General features: G+C 71.3%; 23 protein-coding genes. 5 read left to right on the forward strand and 18 right to left on the reverse strand.

Translation table 11 applies throughout. The features are described from left to right. Positions 1–39 precede the first annotated feature (39 nt). From V6R91_RS34240 to V6R91_RS34300, 13 genes are all read right to left on the reverse strand, one after another. Positions 40–870: a regulatory protein RecX gene (locus V6R91_RS34240; protein ID WP_336399029.1), complete on the reverse strand. Its 831-nt coding sequence runs from the start codon at positions 868–870 to the stop codon at positions 40–42. Continuing rightward, complete coding sequence (gene recA / locus V6R91_RS34245) at positions 870–1,925, reverse strand: recombinase RecA (protein ID WP_336399030.1); 1,056 nt, start codon at positions 1,923–1,925, stop codon at positions 870–872. The genes V6R91_RS34240 and recA overlap by 1 nt, the downstream gene beginning before the upstream one ends. A 266-nt stretch (positions 1,926–2,191) precedes the next feature. Then, a complete protein-coding gene (locus V6R91_RS34250) occupies positions 2,192–2,413 on the reverse strand; it encodes a DUF3046 domain-containing protein (RefSeq protein ID WP_336399031.1) in 222 nt (73 codons plus the stop codon). Between the two features lie 41 nt (positions 2,414–2,454). Beyond that, the gene (locus tag V6R91_RS34255; protein ID WP_191763071.1) at positions 2,455–2,763 is read right to left on the reverse strand and encodes a helix-turn-helix domain-containing protein; all 309 of its coding nucleotides are present in this window, start codon (positions 2,761–2,763) and stop codon (positions 2,455–2,457) included. A gap of 162 nt (positions 2,764–2,925) precedes the next feature. After that, positions 2,926–3,429 carry a CinA family protein gene (locus V6R91_RS34260; protein ID WP_336399032.1) on the reverse strand — a complete coding sequence of 168 codons (504 nt, stop codon included), beginning with the start codon at positions 3,427–3,429 and terminating at the stop codon, positions 2,926–2,928. Continuing rightward, positions 3,426–3,998: a CDP-diacylglycerol--glycerol-3-phosphate 3-phosphatidyltransferase gene (gene pgsA / locus V6R91_RS34265; protein ID WP_336399033.1), complete on the reverse strand. Its 573-nt coding sequence runs from the start codon at positions 3,996–3,998 to the stop codon at positions 3,426–3,428. Before pgsA ends, V6R91_RS34260 begins: the two co-directional genes overlap by 4 nt. A gap of 50 nt (positions 3,999–4,048) precedes the next feature. Then, the gene (locus tag V6R91_RS34270; protein WP_336399034.1) at positions 4,049–6,775 is read right to left on the reverse strand and encodes a DNA translocase FtsK; all 2,727 of its coding nucleotides are present in this window, start codon (positions 6,773–6,775) and stop codon (positions 4,049–4,051) included. A gap of 81 nt (positions 6,776–6,856) precedes the next feature. Continuing rightward, positions 6,857–7,351, reverse strand: coding sequence for a GNAT family N-acetyltransferase (locus V6R91_RS34275; RefSeq protein WP_336399035.1), 495 nt, complete (start codon positions 7,349–7,351; stop codon positions 6,857–6,859). Between the two features lie 70 nt (positions 7,352–7,421). Continuing rightward, positions 7,422–9,098 (reverse strand): ribonuclease J, encoded by a 1,677-nt coding sequence (locus tag V6R91_RS34280; RefSeq protein ID WP_336399036.1) that lies wholly within the window; start codon positions 9,096–9,098, stop codon positions 7,422–7,424. A 72-nt stretch (positions 9,099–9,170) separates the two neighbouring features. After that, on the reverse strand, positions 9,171–10,148 hold the full coding sequence (gene dapA / locus V6R91_RS34285) for a 4-hydroxy-tetrahydrodipicolinate synthase (protein ID WP_336399037.1): 978 nt from the start codon (positions 10,146–10,148) through the stop codon (positions 9,171–9,173). A 68-nt stretch (positions 10,149–10,216) separates the two neighbouring features. Beyond that, entirely contained in the window at positions 10,217–10,981 is a 765-nt protein-coding gene (locus V6R91_RS34290; RefSeq protein ID WP_336399038.1) for an SDR family NAD(P)-dependent oxidoreductase, read from the reverse strand. A gap of 19 nt (positions 10,982–11,000) precedes the next feature. Further along, entirely contained in the window at positions 11,001–11,525 is a 525-nt protein-coding gene (locus V6R91_RS34295) for a dihydrofolate reductase (protein WP_336399039.1), read from the reverse strand. Beyond that, complete coding sequence (locus tag V6R91_RS34300) at positions 11,522–12,331, reverse strand: thymidylate synthase (protein WP_336399040.1); 810 nt, start codon at positions 12,329–12,331, stop codon at positions 11,522–11,524. The genes V6R91_RS34295 and V6R91_RS34300 overlap by 4 nt, the downstream gene beginning before the upstream one ends. Positions 12,332–12,459: 128 nt before the next feature. On the opposite strand from V6R91_RS34300, the gene V6R91_RS34305 reads away from it, so the two are divergent. The 4 genes from V6R91_RS34305 (at position 12,460) to V6R91_RS34320 (ending at position 14,892) form a co-directional block, all read left to right on the forward strand. Then, on the forward strand, positions 12,460–12,897 hold the full coding sequence (locus tag V6R91_RS34305; RefSeq protein ID WP_336399041.1) for a TlpA family protein disulfide reductase: 438 nt from the start codon (positions 12,460–12,462) through the stop codon (positions 12,895–12,897). Next, complete coding sequence (locus tag V6R91_RS34310; RefSeq protein WP_336399042.1) at positions 12,890–13,432, forward strand: DUF4395 domain-containing protein; 543 nt, start codon at positions 12,890–12,892, stop codon at positions 13,430–13,432. The genes V6R91_RS34305 and V6R91_RS34310 overlap by 8 nt, the downstream gene beginning before the upstream one ends. 103 nt (positions 13,433–13,535) lie before the next feature. Next, positions 13,536–13,961 (forward strand): OsmC family peroxiredoxin, encoded by a 426-nt coding sequence (locus tag V6R91_RS34315; protein ID WP_336399043.1) that lies wholly within the window; start codon positions 13,536–13,538, stop codon positions 13,959–13,961. Beyond that, the gene (locus V6R91_RS34320; protein ID WP_336399044.1) at positions 13,954–14,892 is read left to right on the forward strand and encodes a TIGR01777 family oxidoreductase; all 939 of its coding nucleotides are present in this window, start codon (positions 13,954–13,956) and stop codon (positions 14,890–14,892) included. The genes V6R91_RS34315 and V6R91_RS34320 overlap by 8 nt, the downstream gene beginning before the upstream one ends. Before the next feature lie 15 nt (positions 14,893–14,907). On the opposite strand, the gene V6R91_RS34325 is transcribed toward V6R91_RS34320, so the two are convergent. Further along, complete coding sequence (locus V6R91_RS34325) at positions 14,908–15,357, reverse strand: hypothetical protein (protein ID WP_336399045.1); 450 nt, start codon at positions 15,355–15,357, stop codon at positions 14,908–14,910. Next, entirely contained in the window at positions 15,354–16,169 is an 816-nt protein-coding gene (locus V6R91_RS34330) for a 4-hydroxy-tetrahydrodipicolinate reductase (RefSeq protein ID WP_336399046.1), read from the reverse strand. Before V6R91_RS34330 ends, V6R91_RS34325 begins: the two co-directional genes overlap by 4 nt. A 71-nt stretch (positions 16,170–16,240) precedes the next feature. Between V6R91_RS34330 and V6R91_RS34335 the strand changes: the two genes are divergently transcribed. Beyond that, entirely contained in the window at positions 16,241–16,714 is a 474-nt protein-coding gene (locus tag V6R91_RS34335) for a GNAT family N-acetyltransferase (RefSeq protein ID WP_336399047.1), read from the forward strand. Between the two features lie 10 nt (positions 16,715–16,724). Here the strand turns inward: V6R91_RS34335 and V6R91_RS34340 are convergent, their stop codons facing one another. From V6R91_RS34340 to V6R91_RS34350, 3 genes are all read right to left on the reverse strand, one after another. Next, positions 16,725–17,327, reverse strand: coding sequence for a histidine phosphatase family protein (locus V6R91_RS34340; protein ID WP_336399048.1), 603 nt, complete (start codon positions 17,325–17,327; stop codon positions 16,725–16,727). Positions 17,328–17,449: 122 nt separating this feature from the next. Then, a complete protein-coding gene (locus V6R91_RS34345) occupies positions 17,450–18,487 on the reverse strand; it encodes an aldo/keto reductase (RefSeq protein WP_336399049.1) in 1,038 nt (345 codons plus the stop codon). Positions 18,488–18,778: 291 nt separating this feature from the next. Continuing rightward, positions 18,779–21,058, reverse strand: a complete 2,280-nt coding sequence (locus tag V6R91_RS34350; RefSeq protein WP_336399050.1) for a polyribonucleotide nucleotidyltransferase — start codon at positions 21,056–21,058, stop codon at positions 18,779–18,781. Positions 21,059–21,338: the final 280 nt, after the last annotated feature.

Raw genomic sequence — 21,338 nt, forward strand, 5'->3', positions numbered from 1 at the left:
CCGGTGAGCGGACGGCGGGGCGCGGACGGTTCGGCGTCGTCAGCGCTCCTCGAACCGGACCCGCCCGGAGGACTGCGTCGTCTCGTCGAGCGCCGTCCGCGCGGCGCCCAGCGCGACCGAGCCGCCGTAGCCGCGGCGAGCCAGCTGTCCGGCCAGACGGCGGAGTGCGACGTCGCGATCCAGACCGCGCATCGACCCCGCCTTGCTTCGCGCGAACACCAGGGCCCGCTCCGCGTCGTCGTCGGGGAGCTCGGCGAGGGCGGCGTCCACCACGTCGCGTGGCACGCCGCGCTTGACGAGGCTCTGCGCGATGACCTGCCGGCCCTGGCCTTTGCGGTCGACGCCGGCGTGCACGATCTGCTCCGCGAGCCTCGCGTCGTCGAGGTAGCCGCGCGCGATGAAGGCGTCGATGATGCCATCGGCGGCGTCGGCGTCGACATCGAGCCGGACGAGGTGGGTCCTCGCCTCCGAGACGGAAAGCTGCCGCGACCGGAGCTTCTTCACCAGGCCCTGCTCGGCGGCCTCGGCGGCGGCAGCAGCGTCGGCGGCACCGGCGGAGTCAGCAGTCCGCGCACCGGCGGGGTCAGCAGTCCGCGCACCGGCGGGGTCAGCGGTCGACGCACCGGCGGGGTCAGCGGTCGGCGCACCGGCATCGGCGGGGGCGCCGCCACGATCGCCCACGGTCGCGCCCTCCTCGGCGGGGCGTGACGGCGTGCGCGCCCCGGGCAGGCGGTCCAGCGTCTGCTGCACCTGCGCCGCGGTCTTGGGATAGGAGCCGGGAGCCCGGTCGCCGAAGAGCGGGATCACGGGGGCGAGTCCGTCGTCGGTCCCGACGTCGGACTCGTCCCCGCTGTCGACGAAGCGGACCATCACGCCGGGCGGCGCGCCGCCAGCTCGTCGCCGACCGAGCCCTCAGCGCCACCCTTGGGCACGCCGATGCCGAGCTTCGTCTTGATCTTCGACTCGATCTCGGCGGCGACGTCCTCGTTCTTGATGAGGAAGTTGCGGGCGTTCTCCTTGCCCTGCCCCAGCTGCTCGCCGTCGTAGGTGTACCAGGCACCCGACTTCTTGACGATGCCGTGCTCCACCCCGAAATCGATGAGGCTGCCCTCGCGGGAGATGCCGACGCCGTAGAGGATGTCGAACTCGGCCTGCTTGAACGGCGGCGCCATCTTGTTCTTGACGACCTTGACGCGCGTGCGGTTGCCCACCGCCTCGGTGCCGTCCTTGAGCGTCTCGATGCGACGGATGTCGAGGCGCACCGATGCGTAGAACTTCAGCGCCTTGCCACCGGCGGTCGTTTCGGGCGAGCCGAAGAACACGCCGATCTTCTCGCGCAGCTGGTTGATGAAGATCATCGTGGTGTTGGTCTGGTTGAGCCCGCCGGTGAGCTTGCGGAGCGCCTGCGACATGAGTCGCGCCTGCAGGCCGACGTGCGAGTCGCCCATCTCGCCCTCGATCTCGGCCTTGGGCACGAGGGCTGCGACCGAGTCGATGACGACGAGGTCGATGGCCCCCGAGCGCACCAGCATGTCGGCGATCTCGAGCGCCTGCTCGCCGGTGTCGGGCTGCGACACGAGCAGCTGGTCGATGTCGACGCCCAGCTTCTGCGCGTAGTCGGGGTCGAGCGCGTGCTCCGCATCGACGAACGCGGCGATTCCGCCGGCGCGCTGCACGTTGGCGATGGCATGCAGGGTCAGCGTCGTCTTACCCGACGACTCCGGTCCGTAGATCTCGATGATGCGGCCGCGCGGAAGCCCGCCGATGCCGAGGGCGACGTCCAGGGCGATCGAGCCGGTGGGCACGACCTCGACGGGCGCGCGCTCGTCGCTGCCGAGGCGCATCACCGAGCCCTTCCCGAACTGCCGGTCGATCTGGGCGAGGGCCGATTCCAGGGCCTTCTCGCGGTCAACGGGTGATGGCATGACGTGCTCCTCTATGCTCGCGTTCCGTCGCCTGTAGGCTGTCGCGCTCCGACCCGGCGGGACGGATGCTGCGACAAGGCGTGAGGTGTCGTTCGACGGTGTTCACGTTAGGGAGGGGCTCCGACATCGGCCCTCGCTCCTCCCGGATCCGTGCAAAACACGTTCTCGACACCCGCTGTGCAGGAGCCTACGCCGGTATCGAACGAAGATTCGAGCAGACACGCCGCGGCGGACGGCGATGGACGATGCCGCGCGGTCGCGGCAGGTCAGCGGCGCGGCTCGAGGCGTCCGACGCCGTACCGCCTCTCGGCGGGCACGTCCAGCTCCTCGCACAGCGCGAGCCAGACCTCGCGGGGATCGACACCGGCGGCGATGGCATCCGTGGCCGTGCGGCCGCCGACGCCCGACAGGACCAGGTCGGTCACCACCGCGTTCGCCCGGGCGCCGAACTCGTCCGAGACGGCGCGATGGAACTCACTCCGGCGCATGCGTGCTCGCTGGTTTCGACACTTCGTACGGGAGGCGCGGATCAGCGCAGCGACAGCTCCGCGTCGACCGCCGCGACCAGGTCGTCGGGCACGACATCGGGGAAGGTCTGCAGTCCCTCGAGCACCGAGATGCGGTCGCCGACCTCGCGCATGATCGTCGAGATGGGGACGTCGAGCGCCTCGGCCACCGACGCGAGGATCTCGCTCGAGGCCTCCTTCTGGCCGCGCTCCACCTCGCTGAGGTAGCCCAGCGCGACGCTCGCGCGACTCGCGACCTGACGGAGGGTGCGCCCCTTCTGCTGGCGGAAATCACGAAGCACTTCGCCGATCTCTTGACGTACCAGGATCATTTTGGCCCCCTCCTCACTTCGGATTCCGCGTTGTCCGGGTGGACAACAGTACAGCACCAGCTGATGCCAATTTAGACCCGTGCGCTGAGCATCGGGTGGGAATCACCGAATGTAACCGAGACGAAACACGGTCTGTTCCCGAGTCGACGATCGCGGGGCGCGTCACAGCAGCGTGAGCGCCAGCTGGAGCGCCCCGATCACCGCGCGGGAGCGGATCTCGTCCCGCGTGCCCGACAGCGTCAGCGACGTGACGACGGTCGTCTCGGGCGTGGACACCGCGACGAAGACGGTGCCGACAGGCTGACCGTCCTGCGGATCCGGCCCGGCGACCCCCGTGGTGGCCAGGCCGACGTCCGCGCGGAGCACATGCCGCACGCCTTGCGCCATCTGCTCCGCGACCGCGGGGTCGACGGCGCCACGGGCGGCCAGCAGGTCCGCCTCGACGCCGAGCGCGCTCGTCTTCAGATCCGTGGAGTACGCCACGATGCCCCCACGCAGATGCGCGGAGGCGCCGGGGACGTCCACGAGGGCCGCGGTCAGACGCCCGCCGGTGAGCGACTCCGCCGCGGCGACAGACCACCCGCGCGCATCCAGCGCGCGCAGCACGGCGACAGCCGGGTCGGGCGCAGACGGCGCCGTTTCGCCGTCGGGCGTCGAGCCGCTCACTTCCTCCCCCGCTTCGCGCGGGCGGCGCGCGCCTCGCTGACGACGTAGTCGATGCCGCTGGCGATCGTGAGGATCACCGCGATCGCCATCGTGACGCCGTTGACCCAGTAGATCCACTCGCCGACGAGCGTCCACAGGGGCAGGAGCGCCAGCGACAGCGCGACGCCCTGCGCCAGCGTCTTGAGCTTGCCCATCCACGCCGCCGCCAGGACGTGGTCGCTGACCACCGCGAAGCGGTACACGGTGATCCCGACCTCGCGGACGAGGACGACGATCGTGATCCACCAAGGAAGCTCCCCGAGGATCGACAGCCCGATGAAGGCGAAGCCCGTCAGCACCTTGTCCGCGATCGGATCCAGCAGCTTGCCGAGGTCGGTGACGATGTCGTTCGCCCGCGCGAGATAGCCGTCGATCCCGTCGGTCGCGATTGCCACGATGAACAGCACCGCCGCCCACCAGCGCAGCGCACCGTCGGCGCCGCCGTCGGCGAGCAGCATCCACAGGAACACCGGCGCACAGAGGATGCGCACGATCGTGATCGCGTTGGGGAGCTGCCGCGGGATCGCCATGGCCCGAGCCTATCGGCGCACGCGCCCGCCCCGTGACGGGGCTGAAGGCTTCAGTCGCGTCCGGTGAGGCCCCAGGCGTCCTCGGAGCCCTCGTCGCCGTCGACGACCGGGTAGCCGTCGTACTGCGCGCCGACGGCATCCGAGCCGTAGGGGTCCTCGGCGACCGGGGGTGCCGCGGCGGCCTCGTCGGGCACGTCCTGGCCGCGCAGACGGGCCAGAACGGTCGGCAGCTGCTCGACGGTCACCAGCACGTCACGGGCCTTGGAGCCCTCGGAGGGGCCGACGATCTCGCGGGACTCGAGGAGGTCCATGAGACGGCCGGCCTTCGCGAAGCCGACCCGCAGCTTGCGCTGCAGCATCGACGTCGACCCGAACTGGCTCGAGACCACGAGTTCGGCGGCGGCGAGGAGCAGCTCGAGGTCGTCGCCGATGTCGGCGTCGATCTCCTTCTTCTCGGCGGCGGCCTGCACATCGGAGCGGTACTCGGGGCGCGCCTGCGCCGTAACGTGCTTGACGACGGCCTCGATCTCGCTCTCGCTGACCCACGCGCCCTGCACCCGCAGGGCCTTGGAGGCCCCCATCGGCAGGAACAGCCCGTCGCCCTGGCCGATCAGGCGGTCGGCGCCGGGCTGGTCGAGGATGACGCGCGAATCGGTGACGCTCGTGACCGCGAACGCCAGGCGCGACGGCACGTTGGCCTTGATGAGTCCGGTCACGACGTCGACCGAGGGCCGCTGCGTCGCCAGGACGAGGTGGATGCCGCTCGCCCGGGCGAGCTGCGTGATGCGCACGATCGAGTCCTCGACGTCGCGCGGGGCGACCATCATGAGGTCGGCGAGCTCGTCGACCACCACGAGGAGGTACGGGTAGGGCTTCAGGACGCGCTCGCTGCCGGGCGGGAGCGTGATCTCGCCCGCGACGACGGCCTTGTTGAAGTCGTCGATGTGCCGGAAGCCGAAGGACGCGAGGTCGTCGTACCTCATGTCCATCTCCTTCACGACCCACTGCAGCGCCTCGGCCGCCTTCTTCGGGTTCGTGATGATCGGCGTGATGAGGTGCGGCACGCCGGCGTAGGAGGTGAGCTCCACGCGCTTGGGGTCGATGAGCACCATCCGCACGTCGGCGGGCTTGGCGCGCATGAGCAGGCTCGTGATCATCGAGTTCACGAAGCTCGACTTGCCCGAGCCGGTGGAGCCGGCCACCAGCAGGTGCGGCATCTTGGCCAGGTTCGCCACGACGTAGCCGCCGCCGACGTCCTTGCCGACGCCGATCGTCATCGGATGCGTCTGATTCGTCGCCGCCGTCGAGCGGAGCACGTCGCCGAGGGTCACGATCTCGCGGTCGGTGTTGGGGATCTCGACCCCGATGGCGCTCTTGCCGGGGATGGGCGCGAGGATGCGCACCTCGTTCGAGGCCACGGCGTAGGCGATGTTGTTCGTCAGGGCGGTGATGCGCTCGACCTTGACGCCCGGGCCGAGCTCGATCTCGTACTGGGTGACGGTCGGGCCGCGCGAGAATCCCGTCACGCGCGCATCCAGCCCGAACTGGTCGAGCACGCTCGTGATGGCGCGCACCGTGTCGTCGTTCGCCTGCGACCGGGCGACGTGCGGCGATCCGGCCGCGAGCGAGTTGACCGACGGCAGGCGGTACGGCGCCGAGGGCGAGTCGACCGCGGTGGACGACCCGATGCCGTCCAGGCCGGGCAGCGTGCCGTCGTCCTCGATCATCTCGGCGTCGTCGCGCAGCGACGTGCGCGATGAGGTGGCAGCCTTGGCCGCCGACAGCACCGCCGGGTCGATGACCTCCGTGAGGTCGTCGGTGACGGCCGCCGGGGGCGGGGTCACCGTCGGTGCGATCGCCTGCTCGAAGCCGCCCTGCGAGGACCCCGGCGGCAGGAGCTCGGTGAGGGCGTCCGAGCCGAGCCCGTCCTCGGGGTCGGTCTCGCGACCCGTCTTGTTGCGGCGCCACCACGGGAGGGAGGGGTCGCCGTCGTCGTCGGAGTCGTCGCCGGCGGCATCCGTCGTCTTGTCCTCTCGGGGCTCGGCGCCGAACATCCACAGGTACAGCTCGCCGAGCCGCCGACCGATGCGGTTGGGCGGCGTCTTGGTGATGATCAGCACGCTCAGCACCGCCAGGAGGGACAGCACGATGTAGGCGCCGACGTCGGTGAGCACCAGCGCGAGCGGCTCGCCCACCATCCAGCCGAAGAGCCCGCCCGCCTCGCTCAGCGCGGGAAGCCCCTCGTTCGGCTGCGGGCGGCCGCCGGCGACGTGGCAGAAGCCGGCGATCGTGAGGATCAGCAGGCCGAAGCCGATGCCGACGCGCCCGTTGTCGTGCACGGATGACGGATGCCGGAACATCCAGCCCGCGAGCAGCAGCAGGAGCACCGGCAGCACGAAGGCCTCACGGCCGATGAGGCCGCCGACGGTGTAGGCGCTGATGGTCTTCGCGACCTCGCTGCCGATGAAGCACCACTCGTTCACGGCGCCGGCGATCGCCAGCAGCACGAGCAGGAACGGGAAGCCGTCGCGGCGCTGCTCCTTCTCGAGCGACTCCGGGCCGAACGCCCGGAACAGTCCGCCGGTCCCGTGCGCGAGCCCCATCCAGGCGCGCACGATCACCGGCGGCCGGTCCGCGTCCCCGACGTAGCGCTTGGGCGCCGGCGCGGGCTTGGCCGCGGCGGGCTTGCGCGGCGTCGACGGCGCACCGGATCGCGCGTTCGCGGACGCGCTCGAAGACGCACGCGACCCCTTGGTCGGGCTTGTGCTCCTGGCCATCTCTCCACGGTAGGCGGGGACTCCGACAAATCGGGGCAACCACGCCGCCCGGGGCCACGAGTCGCGACGACGGCGGACGTCTCAGCGCAGGCGCTTCACCATGGTGTCGCGGCCCGTCCCCCGCTGTGTCACCGCGAACCCCTCGCTGCGGTACAGCGTCGAGGCGAAGTTGTCGCGCTCGACGCTGAGGCTGATGCGCGCGAACCCCTCGGAGCGGGCGTGCTCGCACAGCCGCTGCAGCAGGGCCCGGCCGACGCCGTGGGCGCGCCAGATCGGCTTCACGCCGATGATCAGCTCGGGGACGCCCGTGCCGACGTAGGCGAACCCGGGATCGCTGCGCGGAAGCATCCGGTACCAGGCGGCGCCGATCGGCTCTCCCGTCGCGGCCTCGGCGACGAAGCCCGCGTCGCCAGGCCGCATCCAGCCGGCGACGTACCGCCCGTGCTCCTCCCCGCCGATCACCTCGTGCCGCGGCCGTGCGCCGCCCTGCCGCCAGTTCGCCGCCTCGACGACCATGTCGCCGAGGAACGAGCCGTCCGCCGGCACAGCGGGACGGATCCGGAACGAGGTACCCACGAGGCCGATGGTACGGCCATCCGTGTTACGTGCGGGCTACGCTTCGATTCTCCGCCCGGCGGTGATCCCGCTATGCCTCTATCACGAGCGGGACGATCATGGGCCGGCGTCGCAGCGACTGGTTCACCCAGCGCCCGATCGTGCGGCGCACCACCTGCGACAGCGCGTGCGGGTCGCGCACGCCCGACTTGGCGGCCTCGGTGAGCGCCGCGGCGATCTTCGGCTTGACGTCCTCGAAGACGCGGTCGTCCTCCGCGAAGCCGCGCGCGTGGATCTCGGGACCCGAGATCACCTTGCCCGTCGCGGCGTCGACCACGACGATCACCGAGATGAAGCCCTCCTCGCCGAGGATCCGGCGGTCCTTGAGGTCGGCATCCGTGATCTCGCCGACGGTCGAGCCGTCCACGTACACGAACCCGAGGTCGAGCTGGCCGACCATGTGCGCGTCGCCGTCCTTGAGGTCGATGACGGTGCCGTTCTCCGCGAGGAGCGTGCGCTCGGGCGCGATCCCGGTGTCCTGGGCGAGGCGGGCGTTCGCCATGAGGTGGCGGTACTCGCCGTGCACCGGCAGGACGTTGCGGGGCTTGAGGATGTTGTAGCAGTACAGCAGCTCGCCGGCGGCGGCATGTCCGGAGACGTGGACCTTGGCGTTGCCCTTGTGCACGACGTTGGCGCCGAGCTTGGTGAGCCCGTCGATGACGCGGTACACGGCGTTCTCGTTGCCGGGGATGAGGCTCGACGCCAGGATCACCGTGTCGCCGGCGCCGGGCTCGATCGCGTGGTCGAGGTTCGCCATGCGGCTCAGGACGGCCATGGGCTCGCCCTGCGAGCCGGTGGACATGTAGACGATCTTGTCGTCGGGGAGGTCGCGCGCCTTCTTGTAGTCGATCAGCACGCCCTCGGGCACGTGGAGGTAGCCCAGGTCCTCCGCGATGGTCATGTTGCGCAGCATGCTGCGGCCGAGGAGAGCCACCCTGCGACCGTGGGCGGCCGCGGCGTCGAGCACCTGCTGCACGCGGTGGACGTGGCTGGAGAAGCTGGCGACGATCACCCGCCGCGGCGCCTTGCCGATGACCTGGTCGAGCACCGGGCCGATCGAGCGCTCCAGCGGCGTGAAGCCGGGGACGTCCGCGTTCGTGGAGTCGACGAGGAAGAGGTCCACGCCCTCCTCCCCCAGCCGCGCGAAAGCGCGCAGATCGGTGAGGCGCCCGTCGAGCGGGAGCTGGTCCATCTTGAAGTCGCCGGTCGCGAGCACCGTGCCGGCCGGCGTGCGGATGGCGACGGCCAGCGCGTCGGGGATCGAGTGGTTCACGGCGATGAACTCAAGCTCGAAGGGCCCGAGGTTCTCTCGCTGCCCCTCGGTCACCGTGAGGCTGTGCGGCCGGATGCGGTGCTCCTTGAGCTTGGCCTCGGTGAGCGCGAGCGTCAGGCCGGAGCCGACGATCGGGATGTCGCTCTTGAGCTTGAGCAGGTACGGCACCGCGCCGATGTGGTCTTCGTGGCCGTGGGTGAGCACGACGCCGACGATGTCGTCGAGGCGTCCCTTGATCGGTTCGAAGTCCGGCAGGATCAGGTCGACGCCGGGCTGGTGCTCCTCGGGGAAGAGCACGCCGCAGTCGACGACGAGGAGCTTGCCGCCGTACTCGAAGACGGTCATGTTGCGGCCGACCTCGCCGAGGCCGCCGAGCGGCACGACGCGGAGCGTGCCCGCTTCCAGCTCGGGGGGATCGTACGGGGTGGTGGGCATTGTGAAGCCTCCTCCGGATGCCGTGGCATCCGTTCATCATCGTGCCGTCGCCCGATCGGCGACGCCACTTCGTCATCTGGTCGTGCCCGAGACCTTCGGCAGCGCACCGCCGGCGGCCGCGTTGCGGTCGGGACGGAAGTTCGAGAAGTCGGCACCCGGGACGTCGGTCACCAGGGCGAGCTCGTCCTCGATCTTGGCGGCCTCCCACTCCTCGGGGCCCACCAGCGGCAGGCGCACGCGCGGGCTGCCGATTCGGCCCAGGCCGTGCAGGATGTACTTCGCCGACACCGTGCCGGGCACGTGGGTCATCACGGCGCGCACGAGCGGCTCCAGCTGCTTGTGGGCCGCGGTCGCCGCCTTCAGGTCGCCCCGGTTGACGGCGTCGACGATCACGCGGTACGGCTGGGCCGCGATGTTCGCGGTGACGCCGATGAGGCCCGTCGCGCCGATCGCCAGGTGCGGCAGCACATTGGCGTCGTCGCCGGAGAAGTACATCAGGTCGGTCTGGTTGAGCACGCGGCTCACCTCGCTGAAGTCGCCCTTGGCGTCCTTGATGGCGAGGATGTTCGGATGCTTGGCGAGGCGCAGGATCGTCTCGTAGCGGATCGGCACGCCGGTGCGCCCGGGGATGTCGTAGAGGATCACCGGCAGATCGGTGGCGTCGGCGACGAGGCGGAAGTGCGTCAGGATGCCCGCCTGCGTGGGCTTGTTGTAGTACGGCGTGACGATCATGATGCCGTCGGCGCCGACCTTCTCGCTGGCCTTGTACAGCTCGATAGCGTGCGCGGTCTCGTTGGATCCGCCGCCGGTGATGATCTTCGCCCGCCCGGCCGCGACATCCTTGCCGACCTCGACCAGGCGGATCTTCTCCGCATCGGTGAGGGTCGACGTCTCACCCGTGGTGCCGGTCACGACGATGCCGTCGGCGCCCGCGGTGATGACGTCGTCGATGTGCTTCTCGACAGCGGGCCAGTCGACCTCGCCGTCGGCCGTCATGGGGGTGACGAGGGCGACGAGCACCTGTCCGAAGGGATTGCCCGGATGCGTCATGTTCTCAGGTTATCCGGATGCCGCGACTCCGCGTGCCGCCGGAGCAGGCCCGTGTGGCTCGCGCGCGCTCAGCGCCCGCGCTCGGCGATGCGGGCGGCGAGCGCCGGCGGGGCGAATCGGGCACCCCACACCAGCAGCTTGTACCGCAGGGACGGGATGGAGACGGGCACGCCGCGCGCGGCGTCGCGCAGGGACGCCGCCACGACGTCCCGCGCGTCCAGCCAGAGGGCGTCCGGCACGCCCTCCTGTCCCGGCGGGAGGCCGAGGCGCTCGTGGAAGCTCGTGTGCGTCCAGCCGGGGCAGACGGCGGTCACGGTCACTCCGCGCGGTCCGTAGCGACCGTTCGCCCAGCGGCTGAAGCTGACCAGCCACCCCTTGCACGCGCCGTAGGTCGAGCGCGGGATGAACGCCGCGACCGACGCCACGTTGAGGATGCGGCCCCGGCCGCGCGCCAGCATTCCACCGAGCGCCGCGTGGGTGAGGCGCATGGGCACGTCGACGTGCAGGCGCAGGTGGCTGACCTCGTCGGCGATGTCGTTGCTCTCGAACGCCAGCGGCAGCCCGAACCCCGCGTTGTTGACCAGGATCTCGATCGGGCGGGCTTCGTCGGCCACCCGCTCGATCACGCGGTCCCGCTGCCGGGGCTTCAGCAGGTCCGCGGCCAGCACCTCGACCTCCACGCCGTACACGGCGCGCAGGCGGGACGCGAGGGCCTCGAGCGCGGAGCGGTCGCGCGCCACGAGCACGAGGTCGGCGCCCTTGGCGGCGAGCTGGCGGGCGTACTCGGCGCCGAGGCCCGAGCTCGCGCCGGTGATGAGAGCGGTCTTCGCCACGTCGCCTCGTCCCGCCGCTCTACTGCGCCCGCACGAGCGTCAGGAACCGATAGCGGATGCCGGAGCTCGACGTGTGCCAGCCCTCCGGCGGATCGATCCTCGACGGGATCCACCCCTCGCGCTCGGGCGCGGTGGTGTCGCCGGGCACCTGCAGGTCGAACTCGGTGACCTCCAGGAGATCCGCCTGCCCGATCGCCTCGCGGAACAGCTCCCCGCCGCCGATCACCCAGATCCGGTCGGGGTCGCCCTCCGCCGCCAGCGCGAGCGCGGCCTCGAGCGACCCGGCGGGTTCGGCGCCGGCCTCCGCCCAGTCGTCCCGGCGCGTGACCACGATGTTGCGCCGCCCGGGCAGCGGCCGGAAGCGGGCGGGGAACGACTCCCACGTGCGCCTGCCCATCACCACCGGCGCGCCGAGCGTCGCCGCCTTGAAATGGGCGAGATCCTCGGGGACGTGCCACGGCATGCCCCCCTGCGCGCCGATCACGCGGTCGCGGGCCTCGGCCCAGATCAGGCCGATCGGGCGACGCGGGTCAGCGGCGGTCATACCGCGACCGCGCCGCGGATCGCGGGGTGGTGCTGGTAGTGCTCGAGCACGAAATCCTCGTACCGGTAGTCGAAGATCGAGCCGGGTGTGCGCGCGAGGCGCAGCGTCGGGTACGGGTAGGGGTCGCGGGTCAGCTGCTCGCGCACCTGCTCGAGGTGGTTGTCGTAGATGTGGCAGTCGCCGCCGGTCCACACGAAGTCGCCCGGCTCGAGGCCCGCCTGCTGCGCCACCATGAGGGTCAGCAGCGCGTAGGAGGCGATGTTGAACGGGACGCCGAGGAAGAGGTCGGCGCTGCGCTGGTACAGCTGGCACGACAGCCGGCCGTCGGCGACGTAGAACTGGAACATCGCGTGGCACGGCGCGAGGGCCATGTCGGGGATGTCGGCGGGGTTCCACGCCGAGACGATGAGCCGCCGCGAGTCGGGATTCGCGCGGAGCTGGTCGAGCACGAGCGCGATCTGGTCGATGTGCTCGCCCGACGGCGTCGGCCACGAGCGCCACTGCACCCCGTAGACGGGACCGAGCTCCCCGTCGGCATCGGCCCACTCGTCCCAGATCGTGACGCCGTTCTCCTGCAGCCAGGCGACGTTCGACTCACCGCGGAGGAACCACAGCAGCTCGTAGGCGACCGACTTGAAGTGAACCCGCTTCGTGGTGACGAGGGGGAACCCCTGCGACAGGTCGAAGCGGATCTGACGGCCGAAGGCGCTCGTCGTCCCGGTGCCGGTGCGGTCGTCCTTGTGGGTGCCGTTCTCGAGCACGTCGCGCAGGAGGTCTTCGTACGGAGTCGGGATCGGCGTCGTCACGGCTGCCACGATACCCGCCGCCAGCACGTCCGGCCCGGCAGCCGCGCAGCGCTTCGCGTCACGCCGCGTCGCGTCATCTGAGCGATCGGCGCGTCCTCGGCGGCGGAAAGGGGTTAGCCTGGTCTGCTGTGACCCTCGTCGGCGCCCTCATCGCACTCGCCGTGCTCCTCGCGGCGACGATCGCGCTCGGCGCGTACCTGAACTGGCGCCAGTCGCACGCTCGCCGCAACGTGGCCCACGAAGTCGTCGAGCCCCACCGGCTCGGGGCCGAGGGGCTGGGCGAAGTCGCCACGCTGCTGCAGTTCAGCACCGAGATGTGCGCCCGCTGCCCCGGGGTGCACCGCACGCTCGCGGCCATCGCCGACGATCACGAGGGTGTGCTGCACCTCGACGTCGACCTCACGCATCGCCCCGACATCGCCAAGCACTTCCACGTCCTGCAGACCCCCACCACCCTCGTGCTGGACCGCAACGGGGTGGTGCGGACCCGCTTCGGCGGCACCCCGGGGCGCGATGTGCTCGAGCTCGAGCTGAACCGGCTGAGTGCGGAGGGTGCGAGTGTCTGAGAGAGCGGATGCCGCGACCCCGCGCGGCATCGATCCGCGCGGACCGCGGTTCGTGGCAGGCATCACCGCCGTGCTGCTCCTCGTCGACGTGTTCCTCGGGCTGACGGGCCTGTCCACCGCGCGCACCGCCGACGGCTGGGCGATCGCCTCGGCGACGCCCGGCGAGCGGTTCCTGGACCCTGCCTTCCTCCTCCTCCTCGCGATCGCCGTGCTGTTCGCCTGGGGAGTGGCCTCGCCGCGCACGGCGCCGTGGGGCGCGCTGTACCGCGCGCTCGTCGCGCCCCGCCTCGGCGCCCCGACCGAGCTCGAGGACCCGCGCCCGCCGCGCTTCGCGCAGGGCGTCGGTCTCCTCGTCGCCGTCATCGGACTCGCGCTGCACCTGCTCGGCGTGCCCTGGGGCCTCACCATCGCGGCCGCCGCAGCTTTCGTCGCGGCCTTCCTCAACGCGGTCTTCGGCCTCTGCCTGGGGTGCCAGCTGTACCTGCTGCTGCAGCGCGCGGGCATCGTCGGCCGCGCCCGGCCGGCCTCCGCCTGACACGTCGCGCATCGCCGCGCAACCGTCGCGGCGCGGCATCCGTGTTGATTAGGCTGACGCGAGACGCCTGCGACGCAGGCGCACCGCGAGCGAGGAGGCCCCCATGACCGTCACGAGCGAAGCGACCACCGCCTGGAACGGCGGACTGTTCGACGGCTCCGGAGAGACCACCTTCGTCTCGTCGGGCCTGGGCACGTTCCCGGTCAACTGGAAGGCGCGCAGCGAGGGATCCACCTCGGTCACGACGCCCGAGGAGCTGATCGCCGCCGCGCACTCGTCCTGCTTCAGCATGGCGTTCTCGCTCGCCCTCGCTGAGAACGGCACCCCGCCCGAGTCGATCGACACCACGGCGTCGGTGACCTTCAAGCCCGGCACCGGCATCACCGGCAGCCATCTCAACGTCAACGCCGTCGTCCCGGGCATCGAGCCCGAGGAGTTCGAGCGCATCGCGCAGGAGGCGAAGGCCGGCTGCCCGGTCTCGCAGGCCCTCGCGGGCGTCGAGATCACCATCGAGGCCACGCTTGCCTGATTCCCCGGGCGCCGCCGACGCCCCGGCGACCCCGCGGAAGGTGGTCGTCTCCGGCGCGTCGGGGCTGATCGGAGCGGCCCTCGTCGAGAGCCTGCGGGCCGATGGGATCGAGGTCGTCACACTCGTGCGGCGCCCGCCCGTCGAGGCCGGAGAGATCGAGTGGCTCACGACGGACGAGCCGCTCGACCCCGCGGTGCTCGACGGCGTCGACGCCGTCGTCGGGCTGAACGGCGCGAACATCGGACGGTTCCCGTGGACGCCCTCGTACAAGAGCACGCTGCTGTGGTCGCGCGTCACGCCGACGCGTGCGCTGGCCCGCGCCGTGCGGGAGCGGGGAGCGGATGCCCCGCACTTCGTCGCGGCCTCCGCCGTGGGCTACTACGGCTCGGCCCCGGGGGCCCGGCTGACCGAGGATTCGCCGCGCGGTGACACGTTCCTCGCCGATCTGTGCGGGGAGTGGGAGGCGGCAGCGCTCGGGGCGGGGCCCGATGCCGCGGTGTCATTGCTGCGCACGGCGCCCGTGGTGCACGCGGACGGCGTGCTGAAGCCGCTGCTGCTCCTCACGCGCTTCGGGCTCGGCGGGCCGATCGGCCCCGGCACGCAGGCCTGGCCGTGGATCTCGCTCGAAGACTCGGTGCGCGCGATCCGGCACATCATCGACGCGCGACTGACAGGCCCGGTGAACCTCACGGGCCCGACGCGCGCGACGGCGAACGACCTCGGATTCGCGCTGGCGCTGCGGATGAACCGCCCGTTCCTGCTGCGTGCTCCGGTGTGGGGCATGAAGCTGGTGCTCGGGGCCGACGCCACGGAGGCGATCCTCACCGCCGACGCGCACGTCGTGCCCGCCGCGCTCACGGCATCCGGGTTCGTCTTCGCGCACCCGACCGTCGAGGACGCCGTCGCCGCCGCCGTGCCGGCGCGCGTCTGAGCCCGGCCGTCCGCGTCAGCGGGCTCGCTCGGCCGACTCGAGGCGGATCGCCGTGCGCACCGCCTCGCGCGCGCGCCGACGATCACCGGCGGCGTCGTACGCGAGGCCGAGCCGGAACCACACCCGCCAGTCGTCGGGGTGCGCCTCGGCATCGGCGCGGTAGGCGGGGAACACCGCGTCGCCGTCGGCGCGGACGACCCGGCCGCTCGGCAGCACCGCCACCTCGTCCTCGGGCAGTCCCCCCTCTGCCTCGAGTCGACGCCCCAGCTGCTCGGCGCGCACGCCGAACCACAGCTCGCGCCCCAGCGCCCATGCCGCGATGAGCGGCAGCACCACGAGGGCGATCCCGATCGCGACGCCGACGGCCTCGCCGCTGGTCATCAGGAGCCATGCGCGCTGTCCCACCAGCACGATGTACAGCGCGAGCAGCACCGCCATGACGGCGACGCCGATCCGGGCGGTCATGCGGACGTGGTGCGGGCGACCTGCCCCGTGACGCCGCCCTCGTCCAGCGGGCGCGCTTCGGTGTGCGCCGCGCGCCGGCCGATCCCGATGTCGATCAGGCTGTCCAGGCCGATGGTCACACCCGTGGCGTCGCGCGCGGCCGCCAGTGCCAGCCGGATGCCGGGACCGTACGCCCTCGCCGGCTCGACGGTGTCGTGCACGATCGCGAGGGACTCCCCCGGTCCCGACAGGATCGTCTCCTGCCGGGCGAGGACGCCGGGGCGGCGCAGCGAGTGGATGGGGATGCTCGCGACCTGCTGCCCGCGGGCGCGCTGGTCGACGTGCGGCGATTCGACGGGCCCGACGCCCTCCCGCGCCGCCGCGATCAGCTCCGCCGTGCGCACGGCGGTGCCGCTGGGCGAGTCGATCTTCGTCTCGCGGTGCGCTTCGACGATCTCGATCGAGGGGAAGAACGGGGCGGCGGCGGCGGCCAGCGCGGAGCCCAGCACGGAGCCGATGGAGAAGTTCGGGATGAAGACGGCGCCGGTCGCCGCGGCGTCGACGAGCGGTCGCACCAGCGCGATGCGCTCGGCCGACCAGCCGGACGTGCCGACGAGCACGTTGATCCCGCGCTCGATGGCGGCCCGGACGACGTCGATCGACACGGCAGGCGTGGACGCGTCGACGACGAGGTCGGCGCCGTCGAGGTCGGAGAGGTCCGAACGCGAGGTGAGCACGGCGGTCAGCTCGAAGCCGGGCTCCGCCTCGACCACGTCGCGGATGATGCCGCCGAGCTTCCCGGTGCCGCCGACGATGGCCACGCGTGTCGTCATGCGTCCATCCTAGGCGGGCGCCCTGCACCCGGCCGGGCGGCCGCGGGGTAACCGGCGCCTACGCTGGAGAGGTGGTGACACTGCGCCCCTCCCCCGCTGACGCCCCCGACGCCCACGAGCTGCTCGCCGAGTACTTCCGCGCGCGCACCGAGGGGTTCGCGCTCATGGACGTCTCCTACCGCACCTCCTTCCCCGACCCCGCGGCATTCGTCCCGCCGGCGGGCGTCTTCGTCGTGCTGGACGACGACGAGGGCGTCGCGCAGGGCTGCGGCGGCATCCGTCTCATCCCCCCGGGTGCGCTCGGCATCCGTTACGAGCTCAAGCACCTGTATCTGCGACCGGGCACGCGAGGGCGGGGATGGGGCCGGCTGCTGGTCGAGGACCTCGAGCGCCGGGCGCGCGGGTTCGGGGCCGCCGAGCTCGTGCTGGACACGCACCACTCCCTCGAGGCGGCGGGAGCGCTGTACGCCCGCACCGGCTTCACGCCGATCGATCCCTACAACGACAACCCCAACGCGACGCGGTGGTACGGCAAGACGCTGTGAGCGTCCGGCGTCAGACGGGATAGATCTCGGGCAGACCCGTACGCAGCTCGACCGGCAGGTGCGCCATGTCGTTGTGCGAGAGCATCGTCCACGGCCGGCCCTGCTTCTGCGCGATGACGGTGAGCCCGCAGTGCGCCTGGTTGAGCGTCATCCATCGCCACTCCGGCGCCTGCAGCACCTCGCGCACGAACCAGGCGATCACGAAGTTGTGCGTGATCAGCAGCTCGTGGACGTCGCCGCGCTTGCGGACCAGGTACTCGCTGACGGCGTCGGACATCTGGGCGCGCCCGGCCTCGACCTCGGCCTCGGTGACCGATCCGAAGAACGGCTCGAACACCGCGGGCGTGTCGTCGGTCATCCCCGTCGGCACGCAGTCGAAGAGGAGGGCCGAGGGCTCGGGCGAGACCGACGGCATCCGCTCGGCGACCGCCCGCGCCGTCTGGCTCGCCCGCTCCAGCGGCGAGTGCCACACGGCATCGAACGGCACCCCCGAGAGGCGGTCCGCCAGCAGCGAAGCCTGGCGGCGTCCGCGCGGGGAGAGGGGTCCGTCGATGAGACCGTGCTCGGCATCCTGATGCTCACCATGCCGCACGAGGTAGATGTAGTGCGTCACGCAGCTCACTCCGTCGGGGGTCGCGTGCCGGGGGAAGGCACCCTTCCACCCTACGACACGTGCGCGTGCCGGCCGGCGGGCTGTGGACGCGCCCGTGCAACCGGCCCGGCGGACCGCTGCGGCTACTCCGAGGCGCGTCCGATGTCGGCCAGCTGGGAACGGCTGAGCCGCACCCCGACGCCCTGGACGAGCTCTTCGACATGCTGCGGCGCATAGGCGTTGACGATGGGCGCGGTCACGAGCCGCTGGGACAGGAGCCAGGCGACGGCGACCGCGGCGTCGGGGACGCCGAGGTCCGCGCCGACGGCATCGAGCGCGCGCAGCGTCCGGCTCCCCCGCCGGTTCAGATTGGCCGCCAGCTGCGCTCCGCGCACCGACAGCGCCCCGCGGATCTTCGACCGCTGCCGGCCCGCCAGGAAGCCGTGCTCGAGGGCGTGCGACGGCGTGACCGCCATGCCCTGCGCACCGGCGACGAGGCGCAGGTCGGCATCGAACTCATGGCGCCTCAGCACGTTGAACGGCACGTCGAGCACCGTGATGCGCGGATAGCCCGCGGACGAGAAGATGCGGGCCTCCACCAGCTGCGCCGCGGTGTAGCCGAACGCGCCGAGCGCGCGCACCTTCCCGGTGTCGACGAGCCACTCCGCCGTCGCGAGGGTGTCTTCCAGCGACGATCCGGGGTCGGTCGTCGCGTCGAGGGACAGCACGTCGATCCGGTCGGTGCGCAGCCTCGTCAGAGACGCTTCGACGGCGCGGATCAGGTTCACCGGGCCGAGCCCCGGGTTGTCGGCGTGACCTCCGACCCGGACGGTCAGCACGATGTCGTCGCGGAGCCCGCGCGAGTGCAGCCACTGGCCGATGATGTGCTCGCTGCGCCCGCTGGAGTAGCTGTCGGCGGTGTGCACCGCGTTGCCGCCGAGCTCGGCGTACGTGTCGAGGATCGCGTGGCTGGACTCGAGGTCGACGTTCCACCCGAACTCGGCCGCGCCGAGGATCAGCGGGAACACGTGCGCGCCGCTCTCGCCGAGCGGCACGCGGATGTTGCTGCCCACCGAGGGCCCCTGAACCGGGATGGGTGCCGACGGATGCGGGCCGAGCGCGCCGGTGGCGGCATCCGGGCTCACCGACGGAAGCGTCGAGTCAACGCCGAAGAAAGCCATGTGCCACCCCCTCACTCAGCTCGTCGCCGAACCTTGTGATCAAATGTCCGCACCCCCCGGCGCGTACTTCGAGGGTAGGGCAGTCCGGACAGCACGCCGCGCGCTGAGGCGAACTGTCGATAAACATTGCATAACGGTTTGATCACGAATGGCCGGTCCGGCGAGATCCGCGTCCGCCGGCGCGGCGATGCCGGCGCGCGAGCGAACCGGACGACGGATGCCCGCCCCGGTGTCGGGGCGGGCATCCGCTGCGATGGGCCGGCCGTGCCGGCCGCTCGGGGCTTCGGGCGATCAGCCCTCGGCAGGAGCCTCCGGACCGGGGTTGGCCGCGTCGCGACCCTCCTGGTCGGCGGCCTCCTCGAGCACCGGCTCGAGCGAGAGCTTGCCGCGGTCGTCGATCTTCGTGATCTTGACGAGGAGCTTCTGGCCGACGGAGAGGACGTCGTCGACGTTCTCGACGCGCTTGCCGCCGGCGAGCTTGCGGACCTCGCTGACGTGCAGCAGGCCGTCCTTGCCGGGCAGGAGCGAGATGAACGCGCCGAACGTCGCGATCTTCACGACCGTGCCGAGGAACTGCTCGCCGACCTCCGGGTTGGTGGGGTTGGCGATCGCGTTGACCTGGGCACGGGCGGCCTCGGCCGACGGGCCGTCGACGGCGCCGATGTAGACGGTGCCGTCCTCCTCGATGGAGATGTCGGCGCCGGTCTCGTCCTGGATGGCGTTGATCGTCTTGCCCTTGGGGCCGATGAGCTCGCCGATCTTGTCGACCGGGATCTGCACGCTGATGACGCGCGGGGCCGTCGGAGCCATCTCGTCGGGCGCGTCGATCGCGGCGTTCAGCACGCCCAGGATCGTCAGACGCGCGTCCTTGGCCTGCGTCAGCGCCGCCGAGAGCACCGACGACGGGATGCCGTCGAGCTTCGTGTCGAGCTGGATCGCGGTGACGAACTCGCTCGTGCCGGCGACCTTGAAGTCCATGTCGCCGAGCGCGTCTTCAGCACCCAGGATGTCGGTCAGCGCGGCGTACCGCGTCTGGCCGTCGACCTCGTCGGACACCAGGCCCATGGCGATGCCGGCGACAGGAGCGCGCAGCGGCACACCCGCGTTCAGCAGCGACAGGGTGGAGGCGCACACCGAGCCCATCGACGTCGAGCCGTTCGAGCCGAGAGCCTCGGAGACCTGGCGGATCGCGTAGGGGAACTCCTCGCGTCCGGGCAGCACCGGCACGAGCGCCCGCTCGGCCAGGAAGCCGTGACCGATCTCGCGGCGCTTCGGGCTGCCCACGCGGCCCGTCTCACCCGTCGAGTACGGCGGGAAGTTGTAGTGGTGCATGTAGCGCTTGTGCGTGACGGGCGACAGCGAGTCGATCTGCTGCTCCATCTTGAGCATGTTCAGCGTGGTGACGCCCAGGATCTGGGTCTCGCCGCGCTGGAAGATCGCCGAGCCGTGGACGCGCGGGATGACCTGCACCTCGGCGTCGAGCGGGCGGATGTCGGCGAGGCCTCGACCGTCGATGCGGACGCCCTCGGTGAGGATACGACCGCGCACGATCTTCTTCGTCACCGACTTGTACGCGGCGCTGAATTCCAGCGTCGCCGTGCCGGGCAGCTGCTCGGCCTCGACCGCGGCGATCAGCTCGGCCTTGACGCGGTCCTTGACGGCGTCGTCGGCGTTCTGACGCTCCTGCTTGTCGGCGATCTGGTAGATGCCCACGAGCTCGTCGTACGCGCGACCCGCCACGAAGTCGTAGGTCTCCTGGCTGTACGCCGGGAAGACCGGGTACGACTGGATCTCCTTCGCCGCGGAGCCGGCGACGACGTTCTGCGCGGCGACGAGCTCCTTGATGAAGGGCTTCGAGGCCTCGAGGCCCTGCGCGACGACCTCTTCGCTCGGCTTGGTCGCGCCGCCCTTGATGAGGTTCCAGGAGCCCTCGGTGGCCTCGGCCTCGACCATCATGATCGCGACGTCGCCGTCGTCGAGCACGCGGCCGGCGACGATGAGGTCGAACACGGCCTCCTCGAGCTGCTTCGCGTTGGGGAACGCGACCCACTGGTCGGCGTGCTCGCCGTGGCCGGGGATGAGCGCCAGGCGGACACCCGCGATCGGACCCGAGAACGGCAGACCCGAGATCTGGGTCGACAGCGAGGCGGCGTTGATCGCGAGCGCGTCGTAGAACTCGCCCGGCGCGATCGAGAGCACCGTGACGACGATCTGCACCTCGTTGCGGAGGCCGTCGACGAACGACGGGCGCAGGGGGCGGTCGATCAGACGGCAGACGAGGATCGCCTCGGTCGAGGGGCGGCCCTCACGACGGAAGAACGATCCCGGGATCTTGCCGGCGGCGTACGAGCGCTCCTCGACGTCGACGGTGAGCGGGAAGAAGTCGAAGCCCTCGCGGGGGTGCTTGCCGGCGCTGGTGGCCGACAGGAGCATGGTCTCCTCGTCGAGGTACGCGGCGACGGCACCCTGTGCCTGCTGCGCGAGTCTGCCGGTCTCGAACCGGACGGTGCGGGTGCCGAAGCGGCCGTTGTCGAGGACGGCTTCGGCGGCGGTGATTTCCGGACCTTCCAAGAGGTCCCTCCTTCTTTGTTTAGCCTCGTCCGGCCGTGTGCCGGGCGAGGGTCAATCGAAGGAGCAGGAACAGGCAGATCTCGGCGCGCGGTGATTCCGCGGACTCGCCAGCGCTGGTCACCAGTCGAAGATCACCCGGCGCTTCTCGCGTCGGGGAACCCACCACAGGGGACCAGCTTCCTGCCGGCCTGCTCCACAATGCCCGTCTCGGGCACGGTGCTCATATTGATTTGAGCGGATGCCCAGGGGGCAACCCGCACAAGCCTACCAGCGGGGTCCT

The organism is Microbacterium sp. CCNWLW41 (assembly GCF_037083505.1).